The organism is Maricaulis sp. (assembly GCF_030149425.1).
In the GTDB taxonomy this organism is placed as follows: Bacteria; Pseudomonadota; Alphaproteobacteria; order Caulobacterales; family Maricaulaceae; genus Maricaulis.
The window spans coordinates 24,389-31,239 of record NZ_JASBRQ010000057.1; the positions used below are offsets into that span (position 1 = coordinate 24,389).

A 6,851-nucleotide genomic window follows, 5' to 3' on the forward strand; every position below is an offset into this window, starting at 1 on the left:
TCGTCGGTGGAATTGTGCGGTCGCCTGTTATTGAGGCGAGAAAGATGGGTCGGAGAAGTGGTATCCGATACCGACGTGAGATAGAAGGCTGAACGCGCAGCTCAAACCCGATCGTATGAATCTCGTCCAACGTTACATTTTCAGGCAGTTGTTCTGGCCGTTCGTCACCGCGATCGCCGCCTTTGCCGGGCTGGCACTCCTGACCCAGAGCCTGTCCAATATCGATCTGATTTCGGGCTATTCGGAAACGGCACTGACCTTCCTGAAAGTGACGATTCTCGCTTTGCCGCATCTGACAGCTCTACTGCTGCCGATCGCCCTGTTTATCGCCACACTCAACGCTCTGGGGCGCCTGACGGGAGATAGCGAAATCGTGGTCACGATGGCGTCTGGTCTGACCCGCTGGGGTCTCCTGGCGCCGCTTGTGCGGTTGGCGCTCTACGCCATTATCCTCAATCTGGCGATCAACCTTTTCGTCCAGCCACTCGCCTATCGTGAGATGCGCGAAAGCGTTTACGCCCTGCGCTCGGATATCGCCGCGAACCTGGTAACCCCGGGTGCCTTTACCGCGCTGGGTGACGGGGTCACCATCTATGCCCGCGAGCGCACCAGCGACGGGCGTATGCGCGACATCCTGATCCATGACGAGCAGGACGCCTCCGGCGCGACGACCTACACCGCCCGCGAAGGCGTCATCGTTCGCACCGAAGAACGCTCTGCCATGGTCATGATCGACGGCAATCTGCAGCAGGTCGATGAAACCGGCGAGCTCAGCTATGGCGTGTTCGACCGCTATGAATTCGACCTCGCCGCCTTCGTTGGTCCCATCGATGCGATCTTCTTCAAGGAGAGTGACCGCTTCCTGCACGAATTGTTCTGGCCGGACAGTATTCTTGTTGCCCGTATCGACGGCTATGAGCGGGCCCAGGCCGAGGCGCATTACCGGCTTTCCGCCCCGCTCTATTTGCTGATGTTCGTGCTCATTGCCGGCGCCACCTATTTTGCCGGCGATTATTCCCGTCTCAGCTATAGCCGCCGGGTCATGGTCGCGGCAGCGGTTGGTGGAGGATTGCGTCTGGTAGGCTTTTCCATGCAGTCGGCGGCAACGGACGTTCCCGCCCTCAACGCCATGCAATATCTCATACCCCTGGCCGGGATCGCGGCAGCTTTGACCTATCTCTACTGGCCTCGCCGGGCCCGCCCCCAGTTAGCGCCGGCGGAGCCGGAGGCGGCGGCATCATGACCAGCCTTCTGCACCGCTACATGCTGACCCAGACCCTCGCCGGTCTCGGCGTTGCAACCGCGATTATCTCCAGCGTGATTCTGCTGGTCGATTTCGTCGAACAGACACGGGCCATCTCCACGCGCATCGACATCTCGGCCATTGAACTGATTCGATTGACCTCTTTCCGTGCACCGTCACTGATCGAGACCACTTTGCCCTTCATCCTGCTGTTCGGTGTGCTGACCTCGCTCTTCCGGCTGAACCGGCAAAGCGAGATCGTGGTGATGCGCGGCTCGGGCGTTTCGGCCTGGCGTATCCTCGCGGCGCCCATGGTGCTGTCGATTGTGATCGGCCTGTTCGGTGCCATGGTGCTCAACCCGCTCGGCGCGGCAGGGAACGCGATTTTCGAGCGTGAGCGCGATATTCTGATGAATGTCGAGTATGACGAGGAAAGCCTGCAGCCGGTCTGGCTGCGTGAGGCCAATATTGATGGCTACACTGTCATCGTCGCCGAGGATTTGCGCGAAAACCAGCAACAGCTGATCGACACCGCCTTCCTGTATTTCGATGTGGGCCCGGACGGTGTGCCCAGCATGTCGCGCCGCATTGATGCCCCATCGGCCTATTTGCGCGAAGGCTTCTGGGAGATGGAAGACGCGGTGGAACGTGTGCCAGAGGCGGCCGCGACCAATCTCGGCCGTGTCACCCTGCCGACCGGCATCAACCGCCAGGCCCTGTTCGAGCGGGCCCGCTCCCCCGAGGGCGTATCCTTCTGGGACTTCCCGGCCCTGATTGCCTCGGCGCGTGAAGCTGGGCTCGCAACCGAACGCTATGAGTTGCGCTATCACAGCCTGATGGCTCTGCCGCTGACCCTGCTTGCTGCAACGCTGATCGCTGCAGCGGCGACCATGCGCCTCCACCGTCTCGGCGGCGCTACGGCGTTTGCGGCCGCTGGCGGCCTGGCCGGATTTATCATGTTCTTCCTGCAGGAATTGCTCTCATCAGTGGGCGCTGCAGGCTCTTTGCCACCCGCCACAGCGGCCTGGTCGGCCCCCGCGATCACCGCGCTTCTGGCCTTGACTTATATCGCCTCGACTGAAGACGGATGAGACCGTGGACGGCGCGGCGCGCATCCGCTAGTGATTGATGCTTATCGGGTGGGGCCCGGGATCAGTGAGGGAGTGACGCATATGGCGTCGCAGTTCAGCCGTTTGGCGGCCGCGTTATTCAGCACAACAGCACTTGTCCTGGCGTCGCCGGCCTTCGCCCAAGACGCAAATCCGGACGAGCCTCCGGTCTATCTGGAAGCCGATAGCGTTGTAGAGCTGGGCGATGGAGCGGGATATCTTGCTCGCGGCGAGGTTCGCGCACAGCAGGGCGACCGCACCGTCTTTGCCGACGAGGTGGAATACCGCCCGGCCATTAATCGCGTCATTGCCCGCGGAAATGTGCAGATTCACGGCGGTGGCCAATACCCGCAATACGCCGATGAGGTCGAACTTGATTCGGAATTGTCGACCGGGATCGCGCTGGGGTTCGCCTCGATGCTGGAAAACGACGGCCGTATGGCCGCCGCCTCCGCCATTCGCCAGGCCAATGGCTCGGTGCAGCTGGAAAACGCCTACTATACCGCCTGTCCGCTCTGCGAAGACGGCGAGACCGAACCGACTTGGCGGGTACGTGCGCGTGAGGTCATCCAGGATGCTGATGACCAGATGATCTATTATCGCGACGCCCAGCTGGAAGTGCTCGGCGTCCCGGTCCTGTACGCGCCGGTCTTTGCCCATCCCGACCCGTCCTCGGAACGCCGTTCGGGCTTCCTTTTCCCCGATGTCGGCCTGTCCTCGCGTCTCGGTGCCCTGTACCAGCAGCCCTATCTCTGGGCGATTTCTCCGTCCCAGGACCTGGTTGTCGCGCCGCGGGTCATGACCAATGTAAACCCGCTGCTGTTTGCCGATTATCGCAAGCGCTTCTGGTCCGGCACAATGGAGCTGGAAGGCAGTTGGACCGACGAGTTCGAGATTGACAGCGAAGGCGATCGCTTCGGCGAGAAAGAACATCGCTGGCACCTGTTCGGCGGCGGCCGCTTCGATATCTCCGACGAATGGCGCTGGGGCTTCGGCGTACAGCGCGTTTCCGACGATCTGCATCTGCGCCGCTATGACTTTTCCGAAGATGATGATGACCGAGGTGCTCCGCTCGAAGCCGACGCCCGGCGCCTGGTCAGCCAGCTCTATGTCGAGGGGCGCACACCCAACAGCTATGGCTCGATCATCTCGGCATCCTACCAGTCGCTGCGCACCAATGAGGATGACGATACCATCCCCAACATCATGCCCATGCTGCAATACCGCCGTGTGTTCAACGCGCCGGAAGGCTGGGGACGGGTCAATCTGGACGTCAATGGTGTGTTCCTCGACCGGACCGAGGGAAGTGACTATCAGCGCTTGAGCACCACGATCGACTGGCGCACGCGCTGGGTCGCACCGGCGGGCATCGTTGTGGAGCCCTTCGCCTATGGCCGCGTCGACGCCTACCATCTCAGCGATATCCCGCTGACGGGCGGCGGAACCGGCAATGACGGCTTCGACCGTCAGCTCGGTCTGGCCGGCGCCGAGGTCAGCTGGCCCTTCTTCCGCGGCGGCAACACTGTCGACGTCGTGCTGGAGCCGGTCATCTCCGCGACCATCGCCACAGATGATCCGGCCAAAGACCGCCTGATCAATGAAGACAGCCTGTCGATCGACCTCGATGAGAGCTTGTTGTTCGACTCTGTGCGCGCTCCGGGGTTTGACCTGTGGGAAGAAGGCCAGCGGATCAGCTATGGCGTGCGCGCCTCTGCCTTCTGGGGCAGCGGTAACAGCGCCAGCGCCTTTATTGGCCAGAGCCATCGCATGGACGGCGAAACCCAGTTCGATCCGTCCAGCGGACTGGCGACAGAAGACAGCGATTATGTGGTCTCCGGCGAACTCAACTGGGGTGCCTTCCGGAGTGAGATGCAGGCCCGTCTCGACAGCGAAGACTATGATGTCGACCGCATCGACGCATCCGCAAGCTATACCGGTGGGCGGGTAACGGCAGGCCTGCGCTATCTCGATGTCAGCGATGATGACAGCCTGCGCAGCCCGCAACGCGAAGTGACAGCGCAATTTACCTATCAGCTGACCGCGCGTTGGAGTATGATCGCGAATGTCACACGCGATCTCGATATCGATACCTCGCGGCGCCAGGAAACCGGTTTCCGCTATGAGGATGATTGCACGCGAATGGAAATCGTTTACGAGCGTCAGGACCTCGGCATTGATCGCCTTGGTCCGTCGGAATCGATCCAGTTCCGTGTCGCCCTGTTCACACTGGGAAGTGTGGCGGAAGAGTAAGTAACGGTGCCGCGTGATTGCGCAGGCGGCGAGTTTGAGTAATGTTCCGGCCGGAACGGAAGCATGATGCCCATGAAACTGACCCGTAATCTCGTTATCTCGGCGCTGATCGGCCTTTTTGGTCTCCTCACGCCGCAGGCCGCTGCACAGACCACGGAAGGCGTTGCCGCCCTGGTCAATGACGAACCCATCACCACGGTGGACGTTCGCAATCGCATGCGCCTGATCATCGCCTCGACCGGACTGGTTCAGCTGGATGAAGCCGCTCTGGTCCAGATCCGCGATCAGGCCATTCGCGGCCTGGTCGATGAGCATTTGCAGCTCCAGGCCGCCCGTGAGTACGAGATCACCGTCGAAGAAGACGAGATCAACCAGTCCCTGCTTGATCTGGCCTCGCGTAACAATTCGACCATTGAGGAAGTGATTGCCGATCTGGAACGTTCCGGCGTCGACATTTCCACCCTGCGCCATCAGATCGAGTCCGAAACCGCTTGGCAGATCATCGTCAATGGGCGCTATGGCTCGCGTATCCGCATCTCCGAGCAGCAGATCGATCTGGCTCTGGAACGCCTCGCGGCGAGCGCATCGCAGCCGCAATTCCGCATGTTCGAGATGTTCTTCGAACTGCCGAATACCGCCAGTGAAGACGCGACGATCCAGCGCGTGATCGGTGTTATGGACCGGCTGCAGCAAGGCGGGGCCTTTCCCGAGCTCGCGCGCCAGTTCTCTGACGCCCCGTCCGCAGCCAATGGCGGCGATATCGGCTGGATTGTAGCCTCCCAGCTGCAGCCGGAAGTCGCGACTATTATTCCGCAGCTGGCTCAGGAATACGCAGCCAGCGGCAATCGCGGCGCCCTCTCGCGCCCGATCCGCGTGCCCGGCGGCTTCATGATTGTGGCTTTGGTTGGTGTCCGGGATGGCACCACTGCCCTGCAATACGATCTCTCGCAGATCACTGTGCCAACCAGCTCCGTCACCGACAGCACGCTCGACCAGATGACCGAGGCAATGGAAGACCAACCCAGCTGTTCTGCGCTTGACGCTATCGCTGCGGACATCCCGGGCGCCATTGTGACGCCGCTCGGATCCATCACCTCTGACGCCCTGCTGCCGGCAATCCGCGATGCGCTTGCTCCGCTGAATGCTGGTGAGAATACGGGCGTGCTCCAGTCCGGTATTGGACTTCAGGCGATGATCGTCTGTGATCGCCGGATTGCGGGCCCGGGTGTCCCGTCCCGCGAAGATCTGGAATTCCAGCTTCGGGGCCAGCAGCTGGCTCTGCTGTCGCGCCGCTGGCTGCGCGATCTGCGCCGCGAAAGCACGATTGAGATCCGCGACTGATGACACAGCCCCCACCGGTCGGTGTCACCATGGGGGATCCGGCCGGTATCGGGCCGGAGATCATCCTGCGTGCCTGGGCCTCGGCCCGGACGGACTTGCCGCCCTTTTTTGCGATCGGCTCAGCTGACGTTTTCACCCGTCGCGCCCGCGACCTTGGCTTGGCCTTGCCGTTCATCGCCGAGGCGCCGCCCACGGCGGATGAGGTCTTCCCGCACCGCCTCACCGTTCTGCCTGCAAGCCAAGACCTGGTACGTCCGGCCATAGCCGGGCAAGCCGACAGCGCCCATGCTCCCGCCGTGAAGGCCGCGATTGAAGACGGCGTATCGCTTTGCCTTAACGGCCAGGCCCGCGCCCTTGTCACCGCTCCCATCGCCAAATCCGTGATGTATGAAGCCGGTTTCAACTTCCCCGGCCATACCGAATTCCTGGCAGCCCTGACGAAGGCAACACCGCTTGAGGGCCCGCGGGGGCCGGCCATGATGCTAGCGGGCGGCGGTCTGCGGGTGGTTTTGACCTCGATCCACGTCCCGCTGAAACAGGCCATCCAGGACCTGTCAGCCGAGCGGGTAGAGATGATCGCCCGCCTCACCCATGCCGCATTGAAGCGGGATTTCGGGATCGCGGCACCACGCCTGGCCCTTGCAGGGCTCAATCCGCATGCGGGAGAAGGCGGCACGCTGGGCGATGAAGAGGAGCAGGTTCTCAACCCTCTGACCGAGAAATTGCGTACAGAAGGACTGATGATCTCCGGCCCCTTGCCACCGGACACCATGTTCCACGCAGAAGCCCGTGCCGGGTATGACGCTGCCATCTGCCTCTATCACGACCAGGGACTGATCCCGGTGAAAACCCTCGATTTTCATGGCGGCGTGAATATCACCCTTGGCCTGCCCATCGTTCGCACCTCT

General features: G+C 61.9%; 5 protein-coding genes. All 5 read left to right on the forward strand.

The features are described 5' to 3' along the window. Nucleotides 1-115 precede the first annotated feature (115 nt). The gene (locus Q1V57_RS09905) at nucleotides 116-1,243 is read left to right on the forward strand and encodes an LptF/LptG family permease (protein ID WP_300530129.1); all 1,128 of its coding nucleotides are present in this window, start codon (nucleotides 116-118) and stop codon (nucleotides 1,241-1,243) included. Beyond that, nucleotides 1,240-2,334 carry an LptF/LptG family permease gene (locus tag Q1V57_RS09910; RefSeq protein WP_300530131.1) on the forward strand — a complete coding sequence of 365 codons (1,095 nt, stop codon included), beginning with the start codon at nucleotides 1,240-1,242 and terminating at the stop codon, nucleotides 2,332-2,334. Before Q1V57_RS09905 ends, Q1V57_RS09910 begins: the two co-directional genes overlap by 4 nt. Nucleotides 2,335-2,415: 81 nt before the next feature. Next, nucleotides 2,416-4,602 carry an LPS assembly protein LptD gene (lptD, locus tag Q1V57_RS09915; protein WP_300530132.1) on the forward strand — a complete coding sequence of 729 codons (2,187 nt, stop codon included), beginning with the start codon at nucleotides 2,416-2,418 and terminating at the stop codon, nucleotides 4,600-4,602. A 72-nt stretch (nucleotides 4,603-4,674) separates the two neighbouring features. Then, on the forward strand, nucleotides 4,675-5,943 hold the full coding sequence (locus Q1V57_RS09920) for a peptidylprolyl isomerase (protein ID WP_300530134.1): 1,269 nt from the start codon (nucleotides 4,675-4,677) through the stop codon (nucleotides 5,941-5,943). Further along, on the forward strand, nucleotides 5,943-6,851 hold a 909-nt coding region (gene pdxA / locus Q1V57_RS09925), incomplete at its 3' end, for a 4-hydroxythreonine-4-phosphate dehydrogenase PdxA (RefSeq protein ID WP_300530136.1). The genes Q1V57_RS09920 and pdxA, both read left to right, overlap by 1 nt.